General features: G+C 45.2%; 32 protein-coding genes and 1 riboswitch. Of the genes, 12 read left to right on the forward strand and 20 right to left on the reverse strand.

Translation table 11 applies throughout. The annotated features are described in order from the left end of the window. The first annotated feature begins 6 nt into the window (after nucleotides 1-6). Together ICN24_RS01000 and ICN24_RS01005 are read left to right on the forward strand one after the other, a co-directional pair. Entirely contained in the window at nucleotides 7-759 is a 753-nt protein-coding gene (locus tag ICN24_RS01000) for a metallophosphoesterase (RefSeq protein ID WP_216220777.1), read from the forward strand. A gap of 6 nt (nucleotides 760-765) precedes the next feature. After that, nucleotides 766-2,184 carry a protein kinase gene (locus ICN24_RS01005; protein ID WP_216220778.1) on the forward strand — a complete coding sequence of 473 codons (1,419 nt, stop codon included), beginning with the start codon at nucleotides 766-768 and terminating at the stop codon, nucleotides 2,182-2,184. A gap of 3 nt (nucleotides 2,185-2,187) precedes the next feature. Here the strand turns inward: ICN24_RS01005 and ICN24_RS01010 are convergent, their stop codons facing one another. Both ICN24_RS01010 and ICN24_RS01015 read right to left on the reverse strand, forming a co-directional pair. Further along, nucleotides 2,188-2,808 carry a carboxymuconolactone decarboxylase family protein gene (locus ICN24_RS01010; RefSeq protein ID WP_216220786.1) on the reverse strand — a complete coding sequence of 207 codons (621 nt, stop codon included), beginning with the start codon at nucleotides 2,806-2,808 and terminating at the stop codon, nucleotides 2,188-2,190. Between the two features lie 20 nt (nucleotides 2,809-2,828). Continuing rightward, complete coding sequence (locus ICN24_RS01015; RefSeq protein ID WP_216220787.1) at nucleotides 2,829-4,157, reverse strand: dicarboxylate/amino acid:cation symporter; 1,329 nt, start codon at nucleotides 4,155-4,157, stop codon at nucleotides 2,829-2,831. Between the two features lie 104 nt (nucleotides 4,158-4,261). Here ICN24_RS01015 and ICN24_RS01020 point away from each other — a divergent pair, with 104 nt between their 5' ends. Next, complete coding sequence (locus ICN24_RS01020; RefSeq protein WP_216222150.1) at nucleotides 4,262-4,999, forward strand: pseudouridine synthase; 738 nt, start codon at nucleotides 4,262-4,264, stop codon at nucleotides 4,997-4,999. Between the two features lie 56 nt (nucleotides 5,000-5,055). Next, entirely contained in the window at nucleotides 5,056-6,684 is a 1,629-nt protein-coding gene (locus tag ICN24_RS01025; protein WP_216222151.1) for a peptide chain release factor 3, read from the forward strand. Here the strand turns inward: ICN24_RS01025 and ICN24_RS01030 are convergent. Together ICN24_RS01030 and ICN24_RS01035 are read right to left on the reverse strand one after the other, a co-directional pair. Then, the gene (locus tag ICN24_RS01030; protein ID WP_216220789.1) at nucleotides 6,681-6,935 is read right to left on the reverse strand and encodes a hypothetical protein; all 255 of its coding nucleotides are present in this window, start codon (nucleotides 6,933-6,935) and stop codon (nucleotides 6,681-6,683) included. The genes ICN24_RS01025 and ICN24_RS01030 overlap by 4 nt on opposite strands. 42 nt (nucleotides 6,936-6,977) lie before the next feature. Continuing rightward, on the reverse strand, nucleotides 6,978-7,211 hold the full coding sequence (locus ICN24_RS01035) for a DUF2798 domain-containing protein (RefSeq protein ID WP_216220791.1): 234 nt from the start codon (nucleotides 7,209-7,211) through the stop codon (nucleotides 6,978-6,980). Nucleotides 7,212-7,338: 127 nt separating this feature from the next. On the opposite strand from ICN24_RS01035, the gene ICN24_RS01040 reads away from it, so the two are divergent. From ICN24_RS01040 to ICN24_RS01055, 4 genes are all read left to right on the forward strand, one after another. Continuing rightward, nucleotides 7,339-7,521 carry a hypothetical protein gene (locus ICN24_RS01040; RefSeq protein ID WP_216220792.1) on the forward strand — a complete coding sequence of 61 codons (183 nt, stop codon included), beginning with the start codon at nucleotides 7,339-7,341 and terminating at the stop codon, nucleotides 7,519-7,521. Nucleotides 7,522-7,652: 131 nt separating this feature from the next. Continuing rightward, nucleotides 7,653-8,048, forward strand: a complete 396-nt coding sequence (locus tag ICN24_RS01045) for a GNAT family N-acetyltransferase (RefSeq protein ID WP_216220794.1) — start codon at nucleotides 7,653-7,655, stop codon at nucleotides 8,046-8,048. 21 nt (nucleotides 8,049-8,069) lie between these two features. Further along, nucleotides 8,070-8,714, forward strand: coding sequence for a histidine phosphatase family protein (locus ICN24_RS01050; RefSeq protein ID WP_216220797.1), 645 nt, complete (start codon nucleotides 8,070-8,072; stop codon nucleotides 8,712-8,714). A gap of 34 nt (nucleotides 8,715-8,748) precedes the next feature. Further along, entirely contained in the window at nucleotides 8,749-9,519 is a 771-nt protein-coding gene (locus tag ICN24_RS01055) for a MipA/OmpV family protein (protein ID WP_216220798.1), read from the forward strand. Nucleotides 9,520-9,572: 53 nt separating this feature from the next. On the opposite strand, the gene ICN24_RS01060 is transcribed toward ICN24_RS01055, so the two are convergent. The 7 genes from ICN24_RS01060 to ICN24_RS01090 form a co-directional block, all read right to left on the reverse strand. Continuing rightward, nucleotides 9,573-9,764 carry a hypothetical protein gene (locus ICN24_RS01060; RefSeq protein WP_216220800.1) on the reverse strand — a complete coding sequence of 64 codons (192 nt, stop codon included), beginning with the start codon at nucleotides 9,762-9,764 and terminating at the stop codon, nucleotides 9,573-9,575. 158 nt (nucleotides 9,765-9,922) lie between these two features. Continuing rightward, a riboswitch (glycine riboswitch) is annotated at nucleotides 9,923-10,026 on the reverse strand. Between the two features lie 101 nt (nucleotides 10,027-10,127). Then, a complete protein-coding gene (locus tag ICN24_RS01065) occupies nucleotides 10,128-10,931 on the reverse strand; it encodes a substrate-binding domain-containing protein (protein ID WP_216220802.1) in 804 nt (267 codons plus the stop codon). A 27-nt stretch (nucleotides 10,932-10,958) separates the two neighbouring features. Beyond that, nucleotides 10,959-11,921, reverse strand: coding sequence for a tripartite tricarboxylate transporter substrate binding protein (locus ICN24_RS01070; protein ID WP_216220804.1), 963 nt, complete (start codon nucleotides 11,919-11,921; stop codon nucleotides 10,959-10,961). A gap of 38 nt (nucleotides 11,922-11,959) precedes the next feature. Beyond that, on the reverse strand, nucleotides 11,960-12,106 hold the full coding sequence (locus ICN24_RS01075; protein WP_216220806.1) for a hypothetical protein: 147 nt from the start codon (nucleotides 12,104-12,106) through the stop codon (nucleotides 11,960-11,962). Nucleotides 12,107-12,270: 164 nt separating this feature from the next. Then, nucleotides 12,271-12,729, reverse strand: a complete 459-nt coding sequence (locus tag ICN24_RS01080; protein ID WP_216220808.1) for a hypothetical protein — start codon at nucleotides 12,727-12,729, stop codon at nucleotides 12,271-12,273. Nucleotides 12,730-12,774: 45 nt separating this feature from the next. Continuing rightward, nucleotides 12,775-13,179 (reverse strand): MAPEG family protein, encoded by a 405-nt coding sequence (locus tag ICN24_RS01085; RefSeq protein WP_216220809.1) that lies wholly within the window; start codon nucleotides 13,177-13,179, stop codon nucleotides 12,775-12,777. Between the two features lie 10 nt (nucleotides 13,180-13,189). Further along, nucleotides 13,190-13,873: a haloacid dehalogenase type II gene (locus ICN24_RS01090; RefSeq protein WP_216220811.1), complete on the reverse strand. Its 684-nt coding sequence runs from the start codon at nucleotides 13,871-13,873 to the stop codon at nucleotides 13,190-13,192. A gap of 105 nt (nucleotides 13,874-13,978) precedes the next feature. Between ICN24_RS01090 and ICN24_RS01095 the strand changes: the two genes are divergently transcribed. Beyond that, nucleotides 13,979-14,437 carry a cytochrome c gene (locus ICN24_RS01095; RefSeq protein ID WP_216220813.1) on the forward strand — a complete coding sequence of 153 codons (459 nt, stop codon included), beginning with the start codon at nucleotides 13,979-13,981 and terminating at the stop codon, nucleotides 14,435-14,437. Between the two features lie 45 nt (nucleotides 14,438-14,482). Here the strand turns inward: ICN24_RS01095 and ICN24_RS01100 are convergent, their stop codons facing one another. The 4 genes from ICN24_RS01100 to ICN24_RS01115 form a co-directional block, all read right to left on the reverse strand. After that, nucleotides 14,483-14,872, reverse strand: a complete 390-nt coding sequence (locus tag ICN24_RS01100) for a tautomerase family protein (protein ID WP_216220815.1) — start codon at nucleotides 14,870-14,872, stop codon at nucleotides 14,483-14,485. Between the two features lie 36 nt (nucleotides 14,873-14,908). Beyond that, nucleotides 14,909-15,865 (reverse strand): sodium-dependent bicarbonate transport family permease, encoded by a 957-nt coding sequence (locus ICN24_RS01105; RefSeq protein ID WP_216220816.1) that lies wholly within the window; start codon nucleotides 15,863-15,865, stop codon nucleotides 14,909-14,911. Nucleotides 15,866-15,957: 92 nt separating this feature from the next. Further along, nucleotides 15,958-16,647 carry a DUF2461 domain-containing protein gene (locus ICN24_RS01110; RefSeq protein ID WP_216220818.1) on the reverse strand — a complete coding sequence of 230 codons (690 nt, stop codon included), beginning with the start codon at nucleotides 16,645-16,647 and terminating at the stop codon, nucleotides 15,958-15,960. A gap of 63 nt (nucleotides 16,648-16,710) precedes the next feature. Then, nucleotides 16,711-17,886, reverse strand: coding sequence for an MFS transporter (locus ICN24_RS01115; RefSeq protein ID WP_216220820.1), 1,176 nt, complete (start codon nucleotides 17,884-17,886; stop codon nucleotides 16,711-16,713). A 78-nt stretch (nucleotides 17,887-17,964) separates the two neighbouring features. Between ICN24_RS01115 and ICN24_RS01120 the strand changes: the two genes are divergently transcribed. Then, the gene (locus tag ICN24_RS01120; protein ID WP_216220821.1) at nucleotides 17,965-18,720 is read left to right on the forward strand and encodes a hypothetical protein; all 756 of its coding nucleotides are present in this window, start codon (nucleotides 17,965-17,967) and stop codon (nucleotides 18,718-18,720) included. 94 nt (nucleotides 18,721-18,814) lie between these two features. Here the strand turns inward: ICN24_RS01120 and ICN24_RS01125 are convergent, their stop codons facing one another. After that, nucleotides 18,815-19,816: a patatin-like phospholipase family protein gene (locus ICN24_RS01125; RefSeq protein ID WP_216220823.1), complete on the reverse strand. Its 1,002-nt coding sequence runs from the start codon at nucleotides 19,814-19,816 to the stop codon at nucleotides 18,815-18,817. Between the two features lie 22 nt (nucleotides 19,817-19,838). Between ICN24_RS01125 and ICN24_RS01130 the strand changes: the two genes are divergently transcribed. Then, a complete protein-coding gene (locus tag ICN24_RS01130) occupies nucleotides 19,839-20,051 on the forward strand; it encodes a hypothetical protein (protein ID WP_216220826.1) in 213 nt (70 codons plus the stop codon). Between the two features lie 110 nt (nucleotides 20,052-20,161). Here ICN24_RS01130 and ICN24_RS01135 read toward each other — a convergent pair whose 3' ends face one another. The 3 genes from ICN24_RS01135 to ICN24_RS01145 all read right to left on the reverse strand — a co-directional run bounded on the left by ICN24_RS01135 (nucleotide 20,162) and on the right by ICN24_RS01145 (nucleotide 22,621). Beyond that, nucleotides 20,162-20,947, reverse strand: coding sequence for a hypothetical protein (locus ICN24_RS01135; RefSeq protein ID WP_216220828.1), 786 nt, complete (start codon nucleotides 20,945-20,947; stop codon nucleotides 20,162-20,164). Then, nucleotides 20,944-21,771, reverse strand: a complete 828-nt coding sequence (locus tag ICN24_RS01140; RefSeq protein ID WP_216220830.1) for a caspase family protein — start codon at nucleotides 21,769-21,771, stop codon at nucleotides 20,944-20,946. Before ICN24_RS01140 ends, ICN24_RS01135 begins: the two co-directional genes overlap by 4 nt. Nucleotides 21,772-21,883: 112 nt before the next feature. Then, nucleotides 21,884-22,621 (reverse strand): carbonic anhydrase, encoded by a 738-nt coding sequence (locus tag ICN24_RS01145; protein WP_216220832.1) that lies wholly within the window; start codon nucleotides 22,619-22,621, stop codon nucleotides 21,884-21,886. Nucleotides 22,622-22,961: 340 nt separating this feature from the next. Between ICN24_RS01145 and ICN24_RS01150 the strand changes: the two genes are divergently transcribed. Then, complete coding sequence (locus tag ICN24_RS01150) at nucleotides 22,962-23,312, forward strand: DUF3147 family protein (RefSeq protein ID WP_216220833.1); 351 nt, start codon at nucleotides 22,962-22,964, stop codon at nucleotides 23,310-23,312. Between the two features lie 82 nt (nucleotides 23,313-23,394). Here the strand turns inward: ICN24_RS01150 and ICN24_RS01155 are convergent, their stop codons facing one another. Beyond that, complete coding sequence (locus ICN24_RS01155; protein ID WP_216220834.1) at nucleotides 23,395-23,826, reverse strand: DUF3106 domain-containing protein; 432 nt, start codon at nucleotides 23,824-23,826, stop codon at nucleotides 23,395-23,397. Between the last annotated feature and the right edge of the window lie 107 nt (nucleotides 23,827-23,933).

Here is a 23,933-nt window from a genome sequence, read left to right on the forward strand (position 1 = left end):
TAGAGGATGAGTGAGCGCATTGGGCTATTTGCCGACCTTCACAGCAATCTAGAGGCTTTTGAAGCCTGCATCGCCAGAGCAGAAGAGCTTGGGGTCACTCGCATGGTTTTTCTGGGTGATTTAGTAGGCTATAACGCTGATCCTGTTGCTCTGCTGGAGCGTATCGGCGATCTGGTGAACTCTAAAAAAGCGATCGCTATTTTAGGCAACCACGATGAGGCAGTCTTTAAGGACTGCCGCAACCAAATGAATGCCAACGCGAATGCTGCAATTGAATGGACCAAGGCACAGCTCAGTGATACTCATGTGCAATTCTTAAAAAATTTGCCGCTGGTGGTCAATGAAGAATCTATTTGCTTTGTGCATGCCTCAGCCCATAATCCTTCGGACTGGAACTATGTCACCGACAGCATGAGCGCATGGCGCTGTGCACAAAGCTCTGGGAAAAGTTATACCTTTGTCGGCCATGCTCACGAACAAGCGCTCTTTTATCAAAGTGCCGTTGGAAAACTGATTCGTTTTGCTCCGCATCCTGGTGATGACATTCCGGTGTTGCCTCATCGCCAGTGGGTTAGCGTGGTTGGCTCGCTGGGTCAACCTAGAGATGGCAATCCTGAGGCTTGCTTCGCCGTATTTGAGCCTGAAGCAGAAGTCCTCACCTTTCACCGGACACCTTACGATCACTTTGCAGCAGCTGAAAAAGTTAGGCGCGCAGGGCTGCCAGAAGATTTAGCCACCCGCCTAATCACAGGCAAGTAAGCCAACATGCCAATTAAGACTGACATTGAAGCAGTTGATGATATTTTTCAAGAAGGTAAAGTTGTTGATGGATTTTTAATCGGCAAAGAAGTACACCGCGGCGGCATGGCCAGTCTTTTTTCGGCAACCAAAGAAGGTGAAGATACACCCATCCTGCTCAAAGTCCCTAGGGTTGGAAGAGATCAACCCGTCGAAAGTCTAATTGGTTTTGAAACCGAGCTCACGATCCTGCGCTCATTAAAGAGTCCATTTGTTCCAAAATATTTAGGCTCGGGAAATATGGCCACTCGCCCTTATATTGCGATGGAGCGTGTTGCCGGCCGCCCTCTTGAAGACCTTATCAAAGAAGGCAAACAATTTAGCATTGATGAAGTAGTGCGCATTGGCGCCGATCTTGCGCAAGCCGTTCAGTCACTTCATGCGCAAGATGCCATTCATTTAGACATCAAACCAGAAAATATCCTGATTGATGACAAGGGAAAATTAACCCTGATTGATTTTGGCTTATCACATCACGATCGCTTTCCGGATTTACTTGCGGAAGAAATGCGCAAGGGCATTGGATCTGCTCCCTACATCTCACCGGAGCAAGTAGCAGGAATTCGCACTGATTCTCGCAGCGATATTTACTCTATCGGCGTGATTATGTATGAGCTACTCACTGGTGAGCTGCCATTTGGGAATCCCCAAACCATGAGCGGCCTCAGAAAGCGCATGTGGGCTGAACCCTTTCCTCCGCGCGCGATTCGCAAAGAAATTCCACGCTGGCTTCAAGAAGTTGTTTTGCGCTGCCTTGAACCCCGCGCTGCAGACCGGTATCAAAGCGCCACCCAATTACGCCAAGTTCTTCGTGATCCTGAAAGCGTCAAGATTACTGAGCGCGGCGAACGAGTCGAACCCCCCAGCTTTTGGGACAGTCTCAAAAAGTGGTTTAGGGCTGCTGGCTATGAGCCATCGCCTAGCCCCCGCCCAAGCATGGGCAATCAAGATGCGCCACTCATGGTTGCCGCAATTGATACGCGCCAATCCGATGAAGTATTGCGTCAACGGATGCAAACAACAGCCAAGAATTTGCTACAAGCCTACCCAGAAAGTCGCTTAGTCTGCATCAGCACGATTGCCAGCACCCCAACTTATGAGGGCAATCACGAAAGCGAAACTGCTAGCGGAATTGTGCGCGGGCACTTAGTTCAATTAATGGAATGGGCTAAGCCTCTTAAATTACCGCCAGAACGTATTTCTTATCACGTTCTTGAGGCAATGGATCCTGCTTCACGCATTGTGGAGTTTGCTAAAGACAACGATGCATCTCTGATTCTGATTGGCGCATCTCACAAGCTGCCAAACAAAGTAACGCCCTGGAGAACTTCGATGACTAAGATTGTCGAAGAGGCTCCTTGCAGCGTTCACATTGTGCGTACTTAAAATTTATTCCGGAAAGCGTGGCAAGCGTTCATTGCCGAGTGGAGCGGGACGTCTTGCCATATTCATCTCCATTGCCAAAAAGGTGTAGTAGCCAGCAATACCCGCTAGATCAATAGCCCCCTTTTTGCCAAAACGTTTTTCTGTTTTCGCAAAAGTGATATCTGAGACCTGTTTGTAGCGCTGCAGCTCGATGGTGAAGTCATACACAATCGTCTGATCTTCGCTCATACCTTCTGGCCTTCTGCCCTCTTTTATTGCTTGGGCTATCTCAGGCTTGAGGCCAGATTTGATCGCAATCGGATAGTGAACAGACCATTCGTAGTCCTGACTCCATTCGCGTGCCGTAATCAAAATTGCAAACTCACTGAGTGCGCTATCGAAGACCGATTTATAGCGTAAATAATCTCCCATCGCACGTGCGTTATTCATGAGCTCGGGGCTGTACATCAACATTGCAAAAGGCCCCCAAGGGGCCTTTTTGCGTGCCACCTCAAATTCTTGGGCAGCCTTTTGTTGCTCTGCGGTGTATTGCTCTGCAGGTATTTCAGGAAGGCGATCCTGCGCAAATATTGACTTGCTGAGTATTGCCAATACTGCAGGCAATAAGAAAATATATTTGCGCATCAAAGCCTCCGCTGTAACGCTTACTTCATTCTTTCTTGCTTTTGATCCAAGATGACTTCTGGCTCTTGCGCTTCAATCCAATTATCGCGGTTGAGTACGCTAGTCAATTGTTTGTGATCTAGTTCACCAGTCCACTTAGCAACCACAATAGTGGCCACGCCATTGCCTACCAAGTTGGTTAATGCACGCGCTTCAGACATAAAGCGATCAATGCCCAAAATGATGGCCAAGCCAGCAACTGGAACATCACCTACGGCTGAAAGGGTGGCAGCCAAAACAATAAATCCACTACCGGTTACCCCGGCTGCGCCTTTTGAAGTCAAGAGCAATACCAGCAATAGGGTGACTTCTTGGAATAAGGTCATTGGCGTATTGGTTGCCTGCGCAATAAATACTGCTGCCATCGTCAAATAGATTGAAGTTCCATCTAGATTGAATGAGTAACCGGTTGGAATCACCAAGCCAACACAAGTTTTCTTGGCGCCCAATAACTCCATTTTTTCCATCATGCGTGGCAAAACAGATTCGGATGAAGAGGTGCCCAAAACAATTAAGAGCTCTTCTTTAATGTAGCGTACAAATTTAAAAATGCTAAAACCATTCAACTTCGCAATGATGCCCAGCACAATAAATATAAAAAGTAGGCATGTTAAATAGAACGAGCCCATCAATTTGCCCAGAGAAAATAATGAACTGATGCCATATTTTCCAATGGTGAAAGACATTGCGCCAAATGCACCAATCGGCGCAAATTTCATAATGACACCAATCATGTCAAAAAGCACATGGGATGTTTTTTCAATCAGATCGAATACTAAGGTTCCGCGACCGCCAAATTTATGCAGTGCAAAGCCAAACAAAATAGCCAAGAACAGTACTTGCAAAATCTCGCCTTTAGCAAATGCATCAACTGCACTGCTAGGGATGATGTTCATTAAGAAGTCTGTTGTCGTGCCCATTTTTCCGGGACCAGTGTAGGCAGCAATGCCTTTGGTATCTAAGCTGGCTGGATCAATGTTCATACCTGCGCCTGGCTGCAATACGTTGACCACCACTAAACCCACAATCAAGGCAATCGTGCTGACGATTTCAAAATACAAGAGCGCTAGGCCACCGGTTTTGCCCACCTTCTTCATATCTTCCATGCCAGCAATACCCAAAACTACAGTACAGAAAATAATTGGGGCAATGAGCATCTTGATGCCTTTAATGAAGGCATCGCCCAATGGCTTCATGTCCGTACCGAGACTAGGATAAAAATGTCCCAGCAATACACCTATGACAACTGCTGTAAGTACTTGAAAATAAAGGATTTTATAGATTGGCGGCTTTTTTAAGGTGGCGGTCATGGTGTCTTCCTTTATGTAATAGGTAATTTGTTTTTGTGAGCAGTAATCTAAGTGACATATTACCCCGAACTTTTTCGAGTCGGCCTTTGCCGGATAATGCAGGGATGGAAGAAAAAGTACGCGTCTCTAAATTACTCTCTGAGCTTGGCTTATGCTCTCGACGCGAAGCTGACTCTTATATTGAACAAGGTTTAGTGACTGTAGACGGCGAAGTGGTCAATGAGCTTGGCGTAAGAGCCTATCGTCACCAGAAGATTGAACTGCAGTCTGGCGCAAAAGCGCAACAAGCATCGCGCATCACCGTTATCCTAAATAAGCCCGTGGGTTATATCTCTCACTACGATGATGAACAAGAGTACCAACCTGCTGCCTCATTAATTACTCCAGAGAATTACTTTAGTAGCCCCCTCGATAGAGGTAGAAGCCCCCGCTTTAATACCAAAGGCCTAGCGCCTGCTGGTCGCTTAGACATTGACTCCACCGGACTCCTCGTCTTGACGCAAGATGGGCGTATTGCCAAGCTTCTCATTGGTGAAAATAGTCCGATTGAAAAAGAGTATTTGGTACGAGTTGAGGGCAAGCTTTCTTTTGAAGATTTGGATCGCCTAAAACACGGTCTATCTCTTGATGGTGTTGCACTAAAACCTGCGCAAGTGAGTTGGCAGAATGAAGATCAGCTACGCTTTGTTTTGCGCGAAGGTCGCAAGCGCCAAATACGTCGCATGTGTGAGATGGTTGGTCTCAAGGTCCTCGGTTTAAAGCGAGTCAGAATGGGGCGTATCTCACTCGGACCACTGCCACCTGGACAATGGCGATTTGTAAGGCCTGAAGAGCAGTTTTAACCAGTGTGCACGCTTATAATTGGGTCCAAACCTAGATTAATAAGCGCAGAATTACCATCGAAACCTCCAATCCCAGCACTCCTGCCGCAGAAGTACAAAGACGTCGCAGCTTTGCCATCATCTCTCACCCGGATGCAGGCAAAACGACGCTGACTGAAAAATTATTGCTTTATGCAGGAGCCATCCAGATTGCTGGCAGCGTGAAAGCACGTAAAGCAAGTAGACATGCCACATCTGACTGGATGGAAATTGAAAAGCAGCGCGGAATTTCTGTAGCAAGCTCAGTGATGCAGATGGAGTATCGCGATTGCATTATCAATCTCTTAGATACACCAGGACACCAAGACTTTTCCGAAGACACCTATCGCGTGTTAACAGCGGTTGACTCTGCCTTAATGGTCATCGATGCTGCGAACGGAGTGGAGTCACAAACCTTAAGACTGCTTGAGGTGTGTCGCGCCCGCAATACACCAATTGTTACTTTCATTAACAAAATGGATCGCGAAGTAAAGCCGCCCATGGAGTTGATGGATGAGATTGAGACAGCACTCGGAATTGAAGTAGTGCCATTCACCTGGCCAGTGGGAATGGGTAAATCGTTTGCGGGTGTCATTGATATCGCTAATGCGCGCATGCGCATGTTCAAAGCAGGCGAAGATCGCGTCACTGAAGACTCGCATGCTGTCGTAGACATCAATGATCCGGCCTTAAAAGAGCGCTTAGGCGCCGATCTGGAGAATGCTCTAGCTGAGGTGGAGCTCATTAAAGAAGCGATGCCGACCTTTGATCGCGAAGCCTTTCTTGCGGGCCGTCAGTCGCCGGTATTTTTTGGTTCTGCCATCAATAACTTTGGTGTGCGAGAAATTTTAAATACCTTGGTTGAGTTAGCGCCAGCACCTGGCTCTCGCAAGGCGCTGCAACGCGAAGTGAGTCCTGCAGAAAACAAATTTTCTGCAGTGGTCTTCAAAATTCAAGCCAATATGGATCCAGCACACCGAGATCGCGTTGCCTTTTTACGAATCTGCTCAGGACACTTTCAGCGCGGCATGAAGCTAAAAATTTGTCGCAATGGCAAAGAAGTGCGCACCAATAATGCCCTATCATTTTTGTCCCAAAGGCGAGACATTTTGGACGAAGCGTTTCCAGGCGACATTATTGGCTTACCAAATCATGGCTTACTGCGTCTCGGCGACACCCTGACAGAAGGCGAGCAACTGCAATTTACTGGCCTGCCATTTTTTGCCCCTGAAATCTTTCGTATGGTGGAGTCTGCAGATCCCCTACGCTCTAAGCAACTTCGCACTGGACTGATGCAGTTGGGTGAAGAAGGCGCCATTCAGGTATTTAGGCCCATGGCTGGCGGCACTATGTTGTTAGGTGCGTTTGGTCAATTGCAATTTGAAGTAGTTAGCCATCGACTGCAAACTGAATATGGAGCGGAGGTGCGCTTACTGCCCGCACGTTATAGTCTGGCCCGCTGGGTGAGCTCAGACGATCCTGTTGCTCTGAAAAAATTTACCCAAGAAAACATCCATCGTATGGCCGAGGACGTTGTGGGGGCTGCCGTATTTCTGGCCTCTCATAAATCAGAGCTTGACGTTGCCCAACAACGCTGGGAATCGATCCAATTCCATGCTCTCAGAGAGCATGCTGGCCTAATCTATCAGTCTAATTTAGCTGGTTAATTTTTAGTCGGCTGACGGGGAAAGTTGCAATCAAAAACGGCGACTAATGCGGAGTCTGTTTTTCTAAGAGAGGCAGTCTTGCCGTACTGCTGACAGTAAGCATTCGCTTTCTGAGTCAGCTGCTCAATAGACTCATCACTGCTATTGAGAAAAGTGACATGATTTGAATCGGATGCATCGGTATACACAGCTGCACAACCCCAGAGCATTGAGGCCACAGCAAGAAATGCAAGCGATCGGATAAGTTTCATTGTTGTGGCTTTCTATTAAGTGTTCGGCGTAGATGAGCTGACTTACTCAGTCTTATTCAATTTTTTAAGTATCGCTGCAGTCACTCTCGTAGCGAAAGGGCGATAAATCAAGATACAAATAATCGCCACCGGATAGGCTACAGACCAGACCTCAAGCCAAACCCAAAAGAAATTGCCTGCGGCACCAACACGCACAAAAGTAGTTGCCAAAGTGATGCTTGAGGACATCAAGAAGCCCATCACCAAGGAAAAAATAATGCCAGGTAAATTAATCATTCCCCAATCATAGCGCCTGAACTTCATAACTGTTATTCTGAACTGTGATCACTATTCTGCGCCCTAATTAGGGGAGTCTCTTGAGTAAATCCTTTAGATTCATCATTCCATTACTCAAGGAAAACTCATGGCTGTAGGCCAAAATCAAAAAAATAGAAAAAACGATCCCATGGTCACCAAAACAGGCAAAACACGCCTGGGACCCCTTAACACTGCCCAGCTTACTAAGCTCATGGAGGCAAGCACCAAGCCCAAAGAAAAGGGCAAAATTTTGCGAGCAATGAACAAGCTCACTATTGTTGCCGTATAAAAACTAAGCCCCGTCACTCGGGGCTTTTTATTGACCACCACATTCGACCAGATCAATAACGGGGTTGTAACATAGCTTAGGCCAAAATAAAAGCTACGCACCACATCCAAGATGGGCGATAAAGGAGAAACATGATTTGCTATCGTGACGATGCCAAGATTACCGCCAAGCAAGCAATTGATTTGTATGTCCGCTCAACCCTCGGAGAGCGTCGACCTATTGATAGCGAGCAAACCTTTCAGGACATGCTCGATCACGCCAACTTAACCATTACCGCCTGGGATGAAGACCGTCTCGTAGGCATTGCACGCACCCTCACCGACTTTTCTTATGTGGCTTACTTAGCCGATCTAGCGGTAGATAAAGAGCGGCAACGCTTAGGCATTGGGAAGGAATTAATTGCGCAGACTCAATCCCGTCTTGGCCCAAAGTGCATGATTGTTTTACTAGCAGCCCCAAAAGCCAACGACTACTACGAGCGCGTTGGCTTTGAACATAATCCACGAGCCTGGATGCTCAAGAAATAATGATGGCTTTATGATTGCTAGATGACTACAACACGATTCTGCCTGGTTCGCCACGGCGAGACCAATTGGAATGTGGAGCGCCGCCTACAGGGTCATACCGATATCCCCCTCAATGAGCGCGGCCTAACTCAAGCAATACAGATGGCAGCAGCACTAAAAGAGGCTGCTCTGAAATTTGATGTTTTATATTCCAGCGATCTCCAGCGCGCACATCAAACGGCTCAAGCAATTGAAAAAGTATTTCAGGTTTCAGCCGTCATTGATTCAGCCCTCAGAGAGCGCCATCTTGGAGCGCTACAAGGATTCACAACAGATGAAGCACCAAAAAAAGAGCCTGAACTCTGGCAAGCCCACCTCAGCAGAGATCTCTATCATCATTTAAATGGTGGTGAAAGTATTCAACAATTTGCCGAGCGCATTCATGGAGCACTAGAAAAGATTCGCAGCGCCCATTTAGGCAAAATCGTATTGCTGGTCAGTCATGGCGGAGCGCTAGATATGATGTATCGACTTGCAAGCAATCAACCCCTTTCAGCAGAAAAAGCGGTCTCCGTCCCCAATGCCTCTCTAAACTGGATTAGCCATGACGGTGGCGCCTGGAAGGTCGAAAAATGGGCTGATACGCGCCATTTAGATGGCCTAGCCCTTGATAACTTGGACCTCTAACCTAGCCCCAACTCAAATCCCCTATGATTAGCTTATGCGCCTAATTCTCAAAATCTTGCTTTGCTTTACGACCCTCATATTGCCTTTGTCTGTATCTGCCGCAGATGATGTGCCTGATGGTCTGCCAGATCATATTGTTGGCGATATTGGTGTAGCGGTTTATACCTCCAACTTGCATATCGGCACAGAAGGCACTCAATCTTTGGTTTTACCCTATGCTTTTTTTGACTACGAACGTTTTTTTGTGCGCATCGATGAAGTGGGCATCAAAACTTTCAAAATGGGTTATGGATATCTTGAAGTCATTGGAAAAATTAATCTGGACTCTTACAAAGTGAAATCTCCAATTAATGGTTCGTCCATCAATCGTAGCGATCCCATTCCTTTGGGGATAGGAACATTTCAAGAAACCCCCATTGGCGGTATTTTCTTGAATGCCTATCATGACTTTGGAAAATCTAAAGGCGCACTTTATGAATTTTTGTATTTTGCGGAACTTGAAACATACAAAAAAGTCGTTGTCTATCCGCAAGTGGGAGTAGAAAGACAGTCGAGCCAATACGCTAACTACTACTACGGCATTAGCCCTGGGGAGTCTAATCTCACTGGCTATAACGCCTATACTGCACCTGCCACAACCAATCTTCTTGCAGGTCTCATGGTTGAAATTCCAGTGGTAGATAACTGGTATATCAATATCTATGGAAAGCGTAAATGGATGGGCAATGGCGTCAACAATAGCCCCGTCATGAACCGCTCATTTCAAGATAATATTTTTGCCGCCCTGGCATACCGCTTTAAATAAGCCGCAATAAATAAGCCACACTAAGGTGGCTTATTAACACATACTGATCGCACTTATTTCGCTGGATGTAAACGATTGTGGTCTGACACACAAAAATCTACAATCACATCAGCAAAATTTAAATACCGTGAATTGCTTTTTCTAAAACGGTCAATCTCTGCAGACATGCGCGAAGCTTCGTCTTTGAAACCAACATCTTCATACCCTGGGTGATAGGGCGCCTCTTCAACAAATTTATTTGTCATTTCTTACCTTCGTTATTAAGCACTCAAATGCTATTGAGCAATTAGAAAAATGAGGTCCTGTTATTAGACCCAATACGGCAACGCTCAGTACTTAACTAGAATTTTTCATTTCGGGACTCCCTAAAAGCAGCACATCCAACACCTTGGTGTAGATGGATGCCGCTCCCCCTGTCCTTGATACCTGAGAGATTCACACCAAGCCGGGCTTGGCGCTTGCTCCTTCGGTGCACCATAAAGATGGCGACTCTCCAGACGGCTATTAAAGGCAAGCAGTACATTCCTTGGGGATACCTGAGCGTTCATGGGAGTTTGCGCCTTCGGTGGAGGGATTTCCCTCGCTCTCCTGCTTAACAAAAATTATAACTAGTTTTTAGCCCAGGGCAATACAGGCTGTAGCGGTTTTAATCCTGCTTTTTGAATCAACGGTGCGGCCTGAGATGAGGCCAAAAATGCCAGCAAGTCTTTAGCAGGATCTGGGTTCATGGCATCACTAGTAATGCCAGCAGAAAAAATCACAGTCTGCTGAACTTCTGCCGGAATCTCGCCAATAAAATCAATGCCAGGAATGGGTATTAACTCACTTACTTGCTGGAAACCTAATTCAGCATCGCCTCTAGCTACTACTGTGCCCACACGTTCACTATAAATTTTCTTGGCAGTCTTGCTCATTTGCTCAGCAATTCCAAGCTTAGGAAATACCTCGCCAGATAAATAGGTACCACTGGCGCTTGCTGAATATGCGACAGACTTGGCGTTTAACAAGGCTTGCTTGAGCGCGGCAACCGAACTGATATCCGGCCTAGGTGCTCCCGCTCTAACGGCGGCTCCAATCACCGAGGCAACTAGATCTACTCGACTTCGTGACTGAACGGCGCCGCTCTTAATAAAGCCCTCTAGTGCTGGACTGGCCAAAATTAAGACATCGAACTTCTCCCCCTTCGAGAGTCTGGAAGGAATTGAATCTGGGGCGCCACCCATAGACGAACCAAAGGAAATGATGACCTTATTTGAAGATTGCTTTTCATACTCGGGGGCCAATACTTTGAGCGCTTCAGCAAAAGCGCCTGATGTAATTACCTCAATATCTGCAGCAAATACAGCGCCCTCTAGGCATAGGGCAACAATGGAGCCGAGTATTAATTTTCTGATGAAAAAAGTTGTTTTCATTTTTGAATGCCTTAATGAATTACCCGTTTAATCCTCTTTCATATTGGCTCTTTTGACAATCGGCTCAAGGCGCATCTTTTCGTCGCTGAGGAATTTAGAAAAGGCTGTGCGACTACCGGGTGATGGCTCAATACCTTGAGGAATCAAACGACTTTGTACGCTTTGCGTTTTTAATGCTGCATTAATGGCTTGGTTCATTTTTTCCAAAATAGCATCTGGAGTTCCTTTAGGCGCAAATACACCCGCCCAGTGGCCAATGAACACTTCTGGGTAGCCCTGCTCTTTAGTAGTGGGCACATTAGGAAGTGCAGTAATTCTTTTGTTCCACGTTGAAGCAATCGGTTTTAATTTGCCGCCCTGGATTTGAGGAATGACCACCACGCTTGCCTCTGAAGTGGCGTCGACCTGATTTGAAATCACAGCAACCATTCCTTCCGAACCGCTTTTATAAGGGATGATTTCGTATTTGCCACCAGCCTTGACCTTTAACATCTCTGCTACAAAATGCGGCGTACTGCCCGTGCCAGCAGTAGAGAAATTTAAGCCGCGTGGACTATGCGCTACCGCCAGCAAATCTTTTAGGTTGTTCACTTTTGAGTCTTCTGCAACCACAATAATCGATGGGCTGATTGTGAGCAGGCCCACTGGAACTAAATCTCCCTCCTTATATGGCATGGCCGTTTTGATCATTGGATTGGTAATGATCCCGCCTGCACTGACAAAGAATGTATAGCCATCAGGCTGACTTTTTGCCACATAGTCAGCGCCCAGCACAGATCCAGCGCCTGGCTTATTTTCAACAATGATCGGCTGGCCAAGCTGCTTTGATGCTGCTTCAGCAACCGTTCTAGCCACTAAGTCATTTGCACCCCCAGGCCCAAACCCAACAATAAATTTAATGGGGTGGGTAGGCCAAGCATCTGCTGCGATCGCCTGACTTAGGCAAATATAGGGGATGAAAGATAGTGCAATTTTTGCCAGTAATTTCATGAGGGTCTCTATAAAAAATGGTTTAGTGGGCGATGAATTTAGCGGCCACCCACACAATCCGGATTTCTATCTTCCATTGGCAAAGGCTTGCAATTCACACCATCTGGAGAAGTACTGCTTGCCGCACAGCCAGTAATTAGGGTCGCAATAGTGATAACCATCAATAGGATTGCTCTGTTTTTCATCTGAATTTCCTTAAGAACGTGAACTACGATGCGAGTAGGACTTATGCTTACTTTAACCCCGAATACGCTTGAAGGAATCAGGTCTTACGCTGATCTCAATAAGCGAACCATCCACCTAGCGATAGATACCACTAGCAATATGCCTGTCAGGTCGCCCAAGAACATCACGCCATACCACTCCATGGCTGAGAGACTTGCTCATCGAGGTACAAAATAGATTGAACAACAAAGCTATTCAAAATGGCATAACTCAAGGAAATGACTAAAAGAGAGCGGAGACTTAAATTCGATAGCTCGTGATCTAGCTCAAACTTATCTGAACAAATCTTGCACACTAACCAAGGTACGCCAGCACTGCCCATTGAAAGAAACAATACCAAAGCAAATTGACCGGGGAAGGCAAACAATAGACCCCACGCATTGGACACAATAAAGATTGCTAGAGCGCCCAACGGGCCGGCAATCAAGGTCATCAGGATCTTGATACCACTTGGCAAATGTACCAAGTGGGCGCCAGGAGTTAAATACAAGAAGCTGGTGCAAAGATTGTTTACAAAATAAAACAGCCCGTACCCCAAAGTCAGGAATGCCAACAGCCGAATCTTTTGAAAAAATGAAGTCATGCAGCTTTATACCGCTAAAGCACAAATCAAGCAGAAAAGTCTTTTTTATATCTTCCCGATGAATTGATAACAGGCCCAAACTAAGTTCAGCGCTGCCAAGCTGGCAAGAGTTCCAAAAGTGAGCTGCATGCCCAATACCCGCTTACTAAAGTCTGGGGGTGGGGCCCGCATTCCCCGTGCGTGAATCAAACGTCCAGCAATCAGAGCCAGGCCAGGAATGGCAACCAGCCACCAGGGGGCGCCATTCAGCTCAAGACAAGCAATTAGAATGATTCCCAATGGAACATACTCTGCAAAATTACCTTGAGCACGAATAGCTCGCTCAAGATCTTCATATCCACCGCTGCCTAGACCCACTTTATTCTTTCTTCTCAGACGAATTACTGCAAACGAAAGTTTGATAAAGATTGCGGTTAGTAGGGCGGCAATAATTGAGGTTACCAGTAGCATTACTCTCTCCTTAGATCACTTCCAATACTTTGCTAAGCGAAGCACCTTCATAGTTTGGCGTCTCGCCAATCTCCTCAAAAGGGTGTCCTAAACGATTGACCCAGAACACATCAAAGCCATACCACTTGGCTGCCAGCGCATCCCAGGCATTACTGGATACAAACAGAACTTCTTCTTTCTGGACTGGAAATGCATTTAACAAGAGCGCATAGGCTTGGGGAGCCGTTTTAAATAGACGCACATCTTCAACCGTTACAACCTGATCTAAGTATGGATTTAAGCCATTGCTCTCTACTACAGTAGCAAGCATCTCTCTGCTGCCGTTAGATAAAATGGCAGTCGATATGCCCTTACTTTTAATGGCCTTCAGAACACTTAAGCTATCTTGAAAGCCCGTAAGCTTGGCATACTGGTCCATGAGTCGCTTTTCATACTCAGCAGTCAAATTCAAGCCCATACGCTTGCAAACATAACGCAATGAGCGAATGGTTAATTCCCAAAAAGGAAGATAGTGTTTACTGCCATCGGGACTGGGGTCGCTCATAGTGACCAAGCGGGTGTATTCAATCTGACGATCACGCCACATCAAAGCGAAGGCCTGGCCATGACCAGGAAATAATTCTTCTGCTAACTGACCCATGGAATACACATCAAACAATGTGCCGTAGGCATCAAAAGCAATCAGCTTATACATACTTATCTCCTGCTTTTTATCATGAGTTTCTATTGTCGTTTAAAACAAACTCTTTAGCATTGATTTGCAGTAAATTAGAAACTGCTGAATCTGACTGAGGACTTCATGAAATTAAAAATAATTGGTTTATTTACTTGCGCCCTATTTTTATTGGGCTGCGGGCCCAAAGCACCCGAACCTAATACATCGCTTACCTTAAAACAACTAATGGAATGGGTGATTGATACCAATGCAGATCTTATTTGGGACTCAGTTAAATCTATCTCCAATGCCAAAGGCACTACAGAGATATATCCGCGCACTGATGCTCAGTGGGAGGCCGTCCGCAATAGCGCTGCTACCTTAGTTGAGGCTGGCAATAGTCTCATGATTGAAGGTAGAGCGAAAGACACTCAACAATGGATGAAATTCGCCAAACAACTTAGTCAATCAGCAGAGCTAGCCCTAAAGGCTGCTCAAAATAAAAATAAAGATGCATTATTTGATGCGGGCGGCGAAATCTATAGCGCCTGCAAAAGCTGTCACGATAAATACGCAGACTTTGATAAGCCATCTTCTAAATAAAACCACTCTTGGGTGGTTTTATTGCTTCCTGGCATTCTCAGGCATTTAATCCTTGTCGGCATATTGCATTTCACCATTACCAAATGACCAATTTTCTTTATCAACCTCAAGTAAGTTAATAAAAATATCTTGGGGCCTTAGCTGAAGGTCTTGTACTAAAGCATCGCAGATGCCTTTATATAAATTCTTTTTAAGATCTATAGACCTTCCAAAGCTGATGGTCGCCTGAATAAAAATAATCCCCTCGGAATACTCGATTCCCAAATAGCTTTTTGGAATATTCAACTCTGATGTGTCATGCCTAGTAATAATCTGAAACTTATCATCTGCAGGCACGTTGATTTGCTCTCGCATTACCCTATAAACAATATCCCCAACTTGTTGAGCAATACTTTCAGGATATTTTTTGCTTAAATCGATTCTGACTAATGGCACTGCATTTCTCCTTGGGTTTCTCTATCCTCTAGAGATCTAGTATGTAAGCCCTGCGATATAGGCGTAAAGCGGGATTCCCAAGATAATGTTAAAGGGGAAGGTAATCCCCAAGGACATTCCCATATACAAGGCAGGATTTACTTCGGGCAGTGCATGTCTCAATACTGCTGGCACAGCAATGTAAGAGGCGCTAGCAGCAAGCACCATCAATAAAACCGTGTCGCCTAGAGGCAAGCCCAATAACTTACACAGGCCCAATGCGATTGAGGCATGAACCAAAGGAGCACCAATGGCGTATAACAGGGTAATGGGGGGCTTGCCTTTTAATCCCTCAAAATTCTTCGCTGCCATCAGACCCATATCTAGCAAGAAGAAGGCTAGCATGCCTTTAAATAAATCTATTGAAAATGGCGCCATGATTTTTTGTCCGCCATCACCGCTCACTAGCCCAACAATCATTGAGCCCAATAAAAGTAGCTGCGCACCATCAGTAAATGATTCATGCAAAATTTTTGACATGCCTGTGGACTGCTTTGAATTGGTAGTGGATGCTCTGGCCTTATTTGCCAATAAGATGGCCAGAATAATTGCGGGTGACTCCATCAGCGCCATTGCTGCAGCCATATGTCCACCAAATGCAATGTCGTATTGGTCCAGTGCTTGGGTAGCCGTGATAAAGGTAACCGCGCTTACAGAGCCATAGGTGGCGGCAATGGCGGCGGCATCGTAATTATTCAACCTCGTTCTTAGGACTGCATAGCCCATCAAGGGAATAATGATCGCAAGAAATACTGCGAGGCCAAGCGCCAAAGCAATCTCCAGGGTAAATCCTGACTTATGAAGTGCAAAACCACCTTTAAGGCCTAAGGCCATCAAGAGATACAAAGACAGAAATCTGGCTATTGGCTGCGGAATTTCTAGATTTGACTTTACGGCACCAGCAAAGGCACCGAAGACAAAGAAGAGAATTGCCGGATCTAAGAAATTACTCATCACTACATATTAGGTAGTTTTATAACTTCTTGCATTAGCCCTACCCAACCTGAGGCCAAGCCATCCGTCAGCAAGAATATTCTGGGAGAGCTCTATGCTGAATCAGCAAATTTAGCCAACGCATGCCAACCAAAGCTTAGCAATGGCAGCATGTCTTTGGCAAAGCTGGCAACTTCTTTGACCAACTCTTTTGAACAAACAGTAGATCGCGGTAACTGCTTGCGAATAATCCACCCCTTTAACTTGATGGCGCCCTCTACTTCTTTAGGAACATCGTTAAATCCCCTGGGAATGCGAGCTAGAGTGTGGGAATAATCGAGTGCATAGCCTTTTCGCTTTAATGCTTTTTCCAAGGCAATCCATGCCTTTGGGTTGTCCAAAATTCCTTGTCGAAGTTTCTTAAGAATATGGGCTTCGGGCTGCAGATAGCCTGCTGCGCATCTACTACCTAGGGGGTCTAAACGAAAATACAAAACGCCAGGAGAGTGTTTATCACCGGTTCTCGTAAACAAGCCGCTAGCATGCATGTTGTAGGGATGTTTTGCTTTTGAAAATCGAGCATCTCGATTAATTCTAAAAAGAGATCTTTTGGGATCTCCCCAGACCGGCACCTCTTTCTTGGACAAAGCCTCAGATAAAGATTCGGTAAAGCGCTTCATTGGCTCGCGTACATACTCTTCATAATCTGCGCGATGCTCACCAAACCAAACTCTATTTTGATTATTGGTCAGCTCTTCAAGGAACTGAAAAGCCTTTGGACTAAATCCCGGAAATTCTGTCATAGATTAATTCTTATTTTTATTAATTTAGCGAGACTTGAAAATCCCCGCCGAATAGATTGCGGCCTAAGATACTTTGGCTTTCGTAACCCAAGTGGCCATGAGTACAAATGCTAATAGCGCACAACCCCCAGAGAAAAAGAAAGCGTAGAGTGGCGCGATAGATTCATATACCCAGCCAAAGATAAACGAAGCAGGAAAGAGCATGAGGCCCGTAATTAAATTAAACCAGCCAAAGGCCGTCCCTGCCAAGCCTTTTGGCGCCATATCTGCTACCAAGGCCTTCTCTACGCCCTCAGTTGCCGCCTTGAATAGTCCATAGATCGCAAACAGTCCAAATATTTGATAGGTAGAAATTCCAGGTAATCCCATTGCAATATAGAAGAACGCAAATGCAATCCAGGCAATCAAAATAAATCGCTTGCGCCCAAAGGTATCCGATAGCGCTGATAGGGGCGTACCAAATAAGGTCGTAATTAATGAAATTGCTGCCCACAGCAATGGAATCTGTTCTTGCGGAACCCCTGCCTCTCTTGCCCGAAGTAGCAGAAACATGTCTGATGAATTTGCTAAAGCAAATATTCCTGCAACTACTAAATATCTTTTGAACTGATCCGGCATGCCTTGAAGTGACCAGCTAAATTGACTAGCCTGCGGGACTGCCTCACGCTTGGGTTCTTTGATGCATAAAGCGAGTGCAATCGTGATTACGGCAGGAATAATGGCCCACAGAAAAATGTCTTTCAGCGGCACGCCCATAGATAAAAACATGGCGGCCAATAAAGGGCCAATCACTGCGCCTGCGTTATCCATCGAGCGATGCAAACCAAACGTAACCCCACGCTGACACTCGCTAACACTCTCTGCCAACAGGGCATCCCTAGGCGAACTTCTCATCCCTTTGCCCATGCGGTCTGTAAAACGAATCGCCAGCACCCACAACCATGAATTAGCAAATGCAATCAGGGGCCTTCCAACGCCTGCCAGCGTGTAACCCAATACGATCCAAGGTTTAGCCTTTTTTGTACGATCAACAATTACGCCTGAGACTAACTTGAAAATGCTCGAACTAGCTTCAGCAATGCCCTCAATAATGCCGAGTGCTTTTGGCCCCGCCATCAGCACTGAGGATAGATATAAAGGCATGAGTGGATAAAGCATCTCACTTGCAGAATCATTGACCAGACTAATAAAGCCAATGAGCCAAACAGTGCGAGGAAGAGCAAGAATGGTTTTGAACATAACAGGCTCAATTTAGCACCATAGCGTATTTTATTGTTGATTAAATCAGCATTCTTATTGATCCTTTATAGTGCCCAAATGTCTTTTGTTCGCAATCCAATTTTCTTGATTAAATTCAGCCTCAGCGCGCTATGGATTGCTAGCGGCCTTGTACTTGCAGCCCCTTTCGAAATCAAGGTTCATGATGAACTGATTGCCGATTACCAACATTCGGCTTATGAAGTAGAAACGAACTTATTCCAGGCCCCATCATCCCAAAACCTTACAACAAATGTCTTTCAAACAAGGCTTGAGTATGGCTATGGGATTACCGAAAAAAGTGAATTGGGTGCTAACGTTTATCTCAGCAACTACAACGGTGTGAGTTATGTAAATGGCGGCAAGTTAAGTCACATGTACATACCGACACATGATGAAGAGGGCCTGTGGCACTACGGCGTTAAGAATGAAATTAACTATATTCAAGATGTTCTTGGTACGCAAACCACTTATTACGAACTCACGCCCATTTTGGCAATTCAACTTCAAGCATGGCGCTTGACGATTAACCCTAGCGTTGACATCACACTCAACAAAAACAGTACTGTCACATTTTCACCGTCAGCCAAGGTGGCATACAGCCTAACAGCCGTGACAGATATTGGAATCGAGTATTACGCTGATAACGTACCCAATAAAAGTCTTTATAGCCTGACTCAACAGCCACACACTGCCTACCTCGTGTTAGATACAAAGTACCAGAAAACTGAACTGAACCTGGGGGTTGGAAAGGGCGTAACTGCAACGAGCGATAACTGGGTTGTCAAACTCATCGCTGCATTTCACTTTAATTAGTTGCTGGCAAACCAAAAGAAAAGGCGGCCTGAAGGTAGTTTGGTGTTTCTCGGTGGCCCGGCTCGGAATCGACCAGGACCTAGGATGCTCGACCTTATGCCCAAAACTCTTTAATTTTTGACGCTTCTACTTTTGCTCGACCATATCCAGTTCGCAAAGCGCCCTCGATCTGTTTTGGATCCAACAAATTTATGCCTACTGGAGTGCCGGCAACAATCCACTTTACTTTGGTGCCTGTTGCTTCTACATCTTTAATGTTTTGTGCAATGGGGTGTGGAATTGTTGTAAGAATTGCCCCCGTTACACCATCAGTTAGCGTAATGACTAAAGCTCTTTTTGAGCCGGCCACCAAATCCACGTGGGCTGGATTAGAGCAAATTCCGCCATCCATAACATAACGCTGACCTAATAAAGTTGGCCCAGCAACGCCAGGCAATGAACTACTTGCGGCAGCCCCATGCGCTAAAGCAATATTATTTTTCTTAGCCGTTTGCTGACCTACAACCAATCGCTCCCCTGTGTAGCAATCAATTCCAGTGGTGTACATTCTTTTTGGTGGCCAACTGGTTTTGCTATCACCAGTTAATAAAGCGGCTAACTTTTCAATGCGATCACTATTTAATTTATTGTCAGCGGCCAGTGCGGCGGCACCAATAGTTCTGCGCGTTTCAACACTGCCATCTGTCGCACTCATATTGACCTTATCAGCCCTCATCTGACTGATATTAGGCGTTGCCAAAGGCGCCATCTTTGAAAAGATTTCTGGAAACTTTCCAAAAAAATCAAACTCTGTTCGCAAGCGATAAAACTCCCCGGAGAGTAGTGATGATCCCATGTATGAACCGGCAGAAGTGCCAACAACCATTTCAGGCATATTGGCCATATCTAAACCGGCTTCATAAAGACCATGAAAAAATCCGCAGTACCAAGCGATGTAGTACTCGCCCCCACCACCAAGCACCATTGTTCGATCCAATTCTTTTGCTAAGCTCGAAACAGTTGGCTTGGTAGCAATTGGAATTGCTAACCCATCATCAGAAAACAGTTTTTGAGATATCTCGTTTGCTTTGAGCTCTATAGAAGATTGCTTGGACATTGATTGAGCCTGGGTAGACTCAATGATTGATCCGGAAGCCCCAACAATTGATGCTGAGCCAAGTACAGAAGTTTTTAAAAAACTACGGCGAGAAGATCGAGTCATATTGGCTCCATTGATTGTTGATCAATTTATAGCAGATACGCACATGAAAAAACCACCCGAAGGTGGTGTTGATGTTTCTTGGTGGCCCGGGGCGGAATCGAACCACCGACACAAGGATTTTCAACACTAAAAATCATTGTTTTCCTCAGCTAAGACATTAACTAACACTGCCGTCAGACTTGTTGCCCTATACGCACTGAGACCCCTGTTTTTGAATAGAACGAGGTGGTGTTGGGTGGCTTAGACAGGGATAGTGCGCAAAGCATTAATCCCTGGGGGATTCAAACGCTTTTCCTTATATGACTTAAGAATGATAGTTTCCGACTCGCCTATTTTATTTTGCCGATTTTTTGTTTGGAAAAAATATTCTAGCGGTCGATAGCACCTCTCTGGATCAATCCAATAGTTAATTTCTATAACTCCATTTGTGCTAACAACAATTCCTCGAGCCTCTATGAAAAAGGCATTGAAGGTGCCGAGATCGAGATTGCGGAGCTCCCGCTTTTTTATTACAAATTCAATATGACATAAATCATTCATGCCAAAACCATTTACCCAGCCAAACTGGGTTGCCCATTTATTTCCAATGGCATATTCAGCAGGATAGAACTGAATTGGATTTAAAAAACGAGGGTGTGGTGCTTTTGTTTCGTTGCCAAGCAAATCAAAAGCCCGTTCACCGTTATTAAAAATAACTTGATCATCTGCTAAAGAGGTTACAGTATCGGTATATCGCCTGGGATCTTCGAAACGTTTTGTATTTTCAAATGTGTAAGCATCGCCAACAAAATATTTTCCAATACCAGTTACGGTGCCCTTTGAAAATGGATTTTCAACGCTTCCCTTAATTTGAACCTTCTTTTCACCAGCTTTAGCCAACAACTCATCAAGTCGAACTTCAGCCAGTTGATTGAAATACCCTGATGGATATTTTTCTAAATATTTAATGGTCAAACTTGGATTACTACTCTTGCTAGCAGACTCCCATAGAGCAAGCTCTTGCTTAAAATCATCCTGATTACTCATTTGGAGCCCCCAATAGCTGCCTCGATGTCTTGTGGATTCAAGCCTTTTGCATTGAAATAGAAGTCCTCCTCAAGCGATGTGCTTTCCCAAGGAATTTGTTGCCCCTTTGAGGCAAGCCTTACCTTTAAACGAACCCGCTTAAATACGTCCTCAATCTTTGCTTCAGGGTCACGCATCTCACGAAGGAGATTTTCTGTAAACAAGCCATTGGCTCCCGCCCCATCACTTGCTACGTTACCAGGGGCTGTTGCATAGCATAAGAGTGAATTATTTGGAGCATCGAATTGGCTTAGGCCTTTCTGCTCCGTTGGTAATTTTTTACCGAAGGGATTATCACGACAAGCATCAAGAATAATAATGTTCATCGGGTTTTGGGCTTTGTTAAGAGCTATCAGCATAGTGTTAAGCTCAAACGTCTGCTTCGGTATGTCATCAACGCGATCAATATTTGCATCAACCGGAACCAAATAATTTCTCCAGGCCAATTGAACACCGTGTCCCGCGTAATAAAAAAGGCCAACGGCCTTAGATTTGGCAATTCTTCCGCTATAGGCCTGAATAGCTGAACCCAAATCTTTTAGGCTCGAATCTAGCAACACCTGAGTATCAAAACCTAAGGCCTTGAGCTCCTTACCCATTGCACTTGCATCATTAAATGGATTAATAAGTGGGCTATCGGGATATTTACTATTGCCAATAATCAATGCAATGCGGGGCGCATCAATTCCCCTTGCAGCCTCCAAGAGCCCAGAGGGAATAAGAGATGTACCAGCTAAAAAGCCAGCAGTTTTAAGAATACTTCTTCGTTGAATATTTGTAGGCATCTGATAGGAATCTTAGCAGTACCTGCCAATAAAAAACCACCCGAAGGTGGTTTTGGTGTTTCTTGGTGGCCCGGGGCGGAATCGACCAGGGCCTAGGATACTTAACCCTAACTTAACTACCTTCTGTAATCTTGCGGCCATTTAGCGGCATTACAGGGCGAGCATTCATTGGGAAAATCTTTTTGAATGCTGACAACTGTGCGCTAGAGAGCTCAACAGGAGTTTTTAGAATATAGAACTGCACGCCTTCACCACATCCCGGGGTTGTAAGTGATCCTGCATAGTTGTAATAAGCTAAAGAGCTTGGCAACATAGTGCCGGTATTCAAAGGTGTCTTCAAGGGTGTCTTGCCTTCGGCACTTGGCATATTGGTAAATACCTCTTTGAGGGCTACATTTTCTTTGCCTTCATTGAAGAGAACGCCAATTACAGCTAACTTACCATCTGCACTCTGGTGCACTAGGTGAGCATTAAATGGAAAGCTTTTGCCATCAATCTTTTCCTCTGCTGGAGTGTGCATATGAAATTGCAAAATCTTATAGTCAGCACCGCCTAAGTTTGCAGAACCGCCATCAGCTAGATTAACTTGAATCGTATGGCCATTATTTAAAATTTCGCCAGCTGATGCTTTGTAATTTGTTTTAATTGGGGCATTATTTTTAGAGGCTTGCTTAGTTTGAATATCGATGGGGGCTTGCACTTGGCCTGTTTTACAGGTTGCAAAGTCCTTGCTCAAGTCACCCCAGTTAGCAGGGCCGATATTGCCATCGTATCCCCATTTAACTGCGCTATCTGCATAACTAAAACCAGCAAATGCAGTCAAACAAACTGCAATTAATACTTTTTTCATTTTGGCTCCTAAGAATTTTGATTGGCTATCAACTCCCATAAAGTCTTGTTTGACAAAATGATTACAAAAAACTTTATCACTTTTATAAGTTTTAGGTATTACAGTAGGTTGCACTATCACTAATTACTTTTTAATTAATCAGTAGCCATGTCCTTTTAAAGGACGCCTCCTGATTAGGCGGTTCAAGATTAATCATGGTTAACCCTGCCAAGCCCCAAATGAAAAAACCACCCGAAGGTGGTTTTGGTGTTTCTTGGTGGCCCGGGGCGGAATCGACCAGGGCCGAGGATGTTTAATCCTGCTTTAGACTATCCAATAACCACTTCTTCATAAGGCTCAAATGGCTTGGATCATCGCAAAGTATCTATTAACAGCAGGGATGGTTGTATTCATATCTGAGGTTGCCAAACGCAGTGATCGATTAGGTGGCTTTATTGCGGCATTGCCCGTAATGACTCTTTTAACTCTAGTGTGGCTCTATGTAGAAAACCAGTCCGAAGAGAAAATAGCCAATCACGCCTATTACACCTTTTGGTATGTGATTCCCACATTGCCAATGTTTTTGCTGTTTCCATACCTACTTCCCAAGCTAGGATTTTGGATAACCATGGGAGCTTGCGTAGTGGCAACGGTTATCTGTTTTGGCTTATTTGCCTTGGTGATGAAGAGCTTTGGAATTAACCTGCTCTAGAGATGAAAAAACCACCCGAAGGTGGTTTTGGTGTTTCTTGGTGGCCCGGGGCGGAATCGACTAGGGCCTAGGATGCCTAATCCTAGCTAGACTGCTTATGCCACTTCTGTTTTTCTTCTGGACTCATATTTTCCCATTTGGCTTTGCGAGCTTTCATTTCAGCTTGCTCCTCAGGCGTTAATCCATCAAAGAAAGCTTTTCTCTCTGCTTTCATTTTCTCTTTTTGCTCAGGAGTAATAGATTGCCATTGAGCCTTCATCTTCTCGTGAACTAATTTACGATCTTCGGGGCTTAAAGCCTTCATTTGATCGCGCATCTTATGCCAATAGGCTTTGCGCTCTTCTGGGGTTGCCTTTAGTAATGCGGCATCTGTTTGTTTCATCTGCTCAAGGCGCTGATCAAATGTCAGGTTGATGTTTGCCAACGGATTTGGTGGTTCAGGTATCGCCGCACCGGCCAAAGAAAACACTGAAATACCAAATAGCAGTCCCACTACAAATTTCTTAGAACTCATAACACCCCCTCTTGTTGGTTATTCCTCATTCTAATCCTGGCCAACGGAACCTCATCCTACGGACCAAAACAAAAAACCACCCGAAGGTGGTTTTGGTGTTTCTTGGT

Source organism: Polynucleobacter sp. UK-Kesae-W10 (assembly GCF_018881575.1).
Classification (GTDB): domain Bacteria; phylum Pseudomonadota; class Gammaproteobacteria; order Burkholderiales; family Burkholderiaceae; genus Polynucleobacter.

What these genes read in the sequence shown, in the direction of transcription:
- ICN24_RS01000 (WP_216220777.1), top strand. Translation starts at nt 7, where the DNA reads ATGAGTGAGCGCATTGGGCTATTTGCCGACCTTCACAGCAATCTAGAG.
- ICN24_RS01005 (WP_216220778.1), top strand. Translation starts at nt 766, where the DNA reads ATGCCAATTAAGACTGACATTGAAGCAGTTGATGATATTTTTCAAGAA.
- ICN24_RS01010 (WP_216220786.1), bottom strand. Translation starts at nt 2,808, where the DNA reads ATGCGCAAATATATTTTCTTATTGCCTGCAGTATTGGCAATACTCAGC.
- ICN24_RS01015 (WP_216220787.1), bottom strand. Translation starts at nt 4,157, where the DNA reads ATGACCGCCACCTTAAAAAAGCCGCCAATCTATAAAATCCTTTATTTT.
- ICN24_RS01020 (WP_216222150.1), top strand. Translation starts at nt 4,262, where the DNA reads ATGGAAGAAAAAGTACGCGTCTCTAAATTACTCTCTGAGCTTGGCTTA.
- ICN24_RS01030 (WP_216220789.1), bottom strand. Translation starts at nt 6,935, where the DNA reads ATGAAACTTATCCGATCGCTTGCATTTCTTGCTGTGGCCTCAATGCTC.
- ICN24_RS01035 (WP_216220791.1), bottom strand. Translation starts at nt 7,211, where the DNA reads ATGATTAATTTACCTGGCATTATTTTTTCCTTGGTGATGGGCTTCTTG.
- ICN24_RS01040 (WP_216220792.1), top strand. Translation starts at nt 7,339, where the DNA reads ATGGCTGTAGGCCAAAATCAAAAAAATAGAAAAAACGATCCCATGGTC.
- ICN24_RS01045 (WP_216220794.1), top strand. Translation starts at nt 7,653, where the DNA reads ATGATTTGCTATCGTGACGATGCCAAGATTACCGCCAAGCAAGCAATT.
- ICN24_RS01050 (WP_216220797.1), top strand. Translation starts at nt 8,070, where the DNA reads ATGACTACAACACGATTCTGCCTGGTTCGCCACGGCGAGACCAATTGG.
- ICN24_RS01055 (WP_216220798.1), top strand. Translation starts at nt 8,749, where the DNA reads ATGCGCCTAATTCTCAAAATCTTGCTTTGCTTTACGACCCTCATATTG.
- ICN24_RS01060 (WP_216220800.1), bottom strand. Translation starts at nt 9,764, where the DNA reads ATGACAAATAAATTTGTTGAAGAGGCGCCCTATCACCCAGGGTATGAA.
- ICN24_RS01065 (WP_216220802.1), bottom strand. Translation starts at nt 10,931, where the DNA reads ATGAAAACAACTTTTTTCATCAGAAAATTAATACTCGGCTCCATTGTT.
- ICN24_RS01070 (WP_216220804.1), bottom strand. Translation starts at nt 11,921, where the DNA reads ATGAAATTACTGGCAAAAATTGCACTATCTTTCATCCCCTATATTTGC.
- ICN24_RS01075 (WP_216220806.1), bottom strand. Translation starts at nt 12,106, where the DNA reads ATGAAAAACAGAGCAATCCTATTGATGGTTATCACTATTGCGACCCTA.
- ICN24_RS01080 (WP_216220808.1), bottom strand. Translation starts at nt 12,729, where the DNA reads ATGACTTCATTTTTTCAAAAGATTCGGCTGTTGGCATTCCTGACTTTG.
- ICN24_RS01085 (WP_216220809.1), bottom strand. Translation starts at nt 13,179, where the DNA reads ATGCTACTGGTAACCTCAATTATTGCCGCCCTACTAACCGCAATCTTT.
- ICN24_RS01090 (WP_216220811.1), bottom strand. Translation starts at nt 13,873, where the DNA reads ATGTATAAGCTGATTGCTTTTGATGCCTACGGCACATTGTTTGATGTG.
- ICN24_RS01095 (WP_216220813.1), top strand. Translation starts at nt 13,979, where the DNA reads ATGAAATTAAAAATAATTGGTTTATTTACTTGCGCCCTATTTTTATTG.
- ICN24_RS01105 (WP_216220816.1), bottom strand. Translation starts at nt 15,865, where the DNA reads ATGAGTAATTTCTTAGATCCGGCAATTCTCTTCTTTGTCTTCGGTGCC.
- ICN24_RS01110 (WP_216220818.1), bottom strand. Translation starts at nt 16,647, where the DNA reads ATGACAGAATTTCCGGGATTTAGTCCAAAGGCTTTTCAGTTCCTTGAA.
- ICN24_RS01115 (WP_216220820.1), bottom strand. Translation starts at nt 17,886, where the DNA reads ATGTTCAAAACCATTCTTGCTCTTCCTCGCACTGTTTGGCTCATTGGC.
- ICN24_RS01120 (WP_216220821.1), top strand. Translation starts at nt 17,965, where the DNA reads ATGTCTTTTGTTCGCAATCCAATTTTCTTGATTAAATTCAGCCTCAGC.
- ICN24_RS01125 (WP_216220823.1), bottom strand. Translation starts at nt 19,816, where the DNA reads ATGTCCAAGCAATCTTCTATAGAGCTCAAAGCAAACGAGATATCTCAA.
- ICN24_RS01130 (WP_216220826.1), top strand. Translation starts at nt 19,839, where the DNA reads ATGATTGATCCGGAAGCCCCAACAATTGATGCTGAGCCAAGTACAGAA.
- ICN24_RS01135 (WP_216220828.1), bottom strand. Translation starts at nt 20,947, where the DNA reads ATGAGTAATCAGGATGATTTTAAGCAAGAGCTTGCTCTATGGGAGTCT.
- ICN24_RS01140 (WP_216220830.1), bottom strand. Translation starts at nt 21,771, where the DNA reads ATGCCTACAAATATTCAACGAAGAAGTATTCTTAAAACTGCTGGCTTT.
- ICN24_RS01145 (WP_216220832.1), bottom strand. Translation starts at nt 22,621, where the DNA reads ATGAAAAAAGTATTAATTGCAGTTTGTTTGACTGCATTTGCTGGTTTT.
- ICN24_RS01150 (WP_216220833.1), top strand. Translation starts at nt 22,962, where the DNA reads ATGGCTTGGATCATCGCAAAGTATCTATTAACAGCAGGGATGGTTGTA.
- ICN24_RS01155 (WP_216220834.1), bottom strand. Translation starts at nt 23,826, where the DNA reads ATGAGTTCTAAGAAATTTGTAGTGGGACTGCTATTTGGTATTTCAGTG.